The sequence below is a fragment of the Acidovorax cavernicola genome, assembly GCF_003581445.1.
Map to the genome: position 1 here is coordinate 1 of NZ_QXMN01000192.1, position 1,590 is coordinate 1,590.

Here is a 1,590-nt window from a genome sequence, read left to right on the forward strand (position 1 = left end):
GGAGATCGACCTCCACCCCACTGACACCCGGCAGCGGTTGCAATGCGTGCGTGACGTGCTTGACGCATGAGCCGCAGCTCATGCCCTCGACTTGCAGATCAATCGTTTTCATATATCAAACTCCTAAAAATTGAAACGTATACCGCCGGGGAAATATTCCAGATCATCTTTTTGACACCGAGTCAGTCGTCGACTGGGCCTTGCCCATGCGAGGGATAAACCGGGGTGTGCGCTGGGCGTATGTGTCGTACGTTGCACCGAACTGTTTGTGCATTTCGTTCTCTTCGGTGATTGCCAGACGTCCGTACATCAGGAGCAAGACAGGGAACATGGCCAAGGTCAGCAAGGTGGGCCACTGCAGCAGGAAGCCCAGCAGAATCATCACAAAAGCCACGTACTGCGGATGGCGAATGCGCGCGTAGGGGCCTGTTGTTGCAAGCGATTGGCCACGCTGAGCGTGGTAGAGCACATTCCACGCTGTGGACAACAGGTAGAAACCAAAGCCCAGAAAAACGTAGCTGGCGATGTGCAGTACGCCGAAATGCGGGTCGCCCTTTTCGCCCAACAGGGTGGACCACAAGTGACCCGAGGTGTGGGAGAGCAGATCCAGATTAGGGAACTTGGTTTGAAGCCAGCCCGATATCAGATAAATCGTCAGCGGGAAGCCATACATCTCTACGAACAAGGCAACGATGAAGGCTGCGAATGCGCCAAACGTCCTCCAGTCACGGGCCGTTGCAGGCTTGAAAAAGCTGAACGCAAACATGATGAAGATCGCTGAATTGATGATGACCAACGACCACAGGCCATAAGCAGATTCGGTGTGGTTCACTGGGGATCTCCTTCTTTGCGCGATTCGGCAGTCTTCGACACATCAGGCTTGCTCTGGCCATGGTGACCATGCCCACCGTGACTGCCGTGCATGAAAACATGCATCAGCGGGCAGGCGAGGAGCAGGAGAAAAGGTAGCGCCCCGACGACATGCGCGAGGTGTTCTGTCAACAAAAAATACGCCGCCACGGCACCAATCGCCACGTAGCCGATGGCGTATCGAGAACTCCAGAAACTGGGGGGCGACTCGTGTCCGTCGTGTTGATGGCTCATGGTGACTCGCAATCAGGTGGGTGCGTTACTTGGTCGGCGTGGCAGGCAGGCGGTCCATCATCATTTGCATCATGGACTGCATCATTTCCATGCGCTTTTCCATCATCTGATGACGCTCGGCCATGTTGGAGGACATGCCCTTTCCACCTTGCATGCCACCCATGCCCTGCATGCCTGCGCCCATCTGCGGCATCATCCCCATGCCGTCCTGCATGAGCTTCATGTGCTCGTCCATGAGTGCCTGCCGCTCCTCCGGCGTTTTGGCCGCCATCATCTTTTCGTGCATCGCTTGCATGGACTTCATATGCTCGTCCATCTTGGCCATTCCAGCCATCGGCCCCGTACCCATTGGCTTTGCGGAAGTCTTCATTTGGGTGGACGCGGGCTGCGTGCTACCTGCAGGGTGATGGGCCTTGTGCTCATCGGCGGCTTGCGCCATCACGCTCAGTGAGGCCGCAGCGACACAGACCCCGATCAGGGTATGGT

4 protein-coding genes are annotated in these 1,590 nt (G+C 56.5%); all 4 read right to left on the minus strand.

What is annotated here, in order from left to right:
* Window positions 1-112 (minus strand): heavy-metal-associated domain-containing protein (locus D3H34_RS32385; RefSeq protein ID WP_147400579.1); only part of this gene is annotated, 112 nt, incomplete at its 3' end.
* Between the two features lie 51 nt (window positions 113-163).
* The gene (locus D3H34_RS32390) at window positions 164-832 is read right to left on the minus strand and encodes a methyltransferase family protein (RefSeq protein WP_119558837.1); all 669 of its coding nucleotides are present in this window, start codon (window positions 830-832) and stop codon (window positions 164-166) included.
* Window positions 829-1,104: a DUF2933 domain-containing protein gene (locus D3H34_RS32395; protein WP_066691667.1), complete on the minus strand. Its 276-nt coding sequence runs from the start codon at window positions 1,102-1,104 to the stop codon at window positions 829-831. The genes D3H34_RS32390 and D3H34_RS32395 overlap by 4 nt, the downstream gene beginning before the upstream one ends.
* Window positions 1,105-1,129: 25 nt before the next feature.
* The coding region (locus tag D3H34_RS32400) for an EMC3/TMCO1 family protein (RefSeq protein WP_286186551.1) at window positions 1,130-1,590 on the minus strand (461 nt) is incomplete at its 5' end.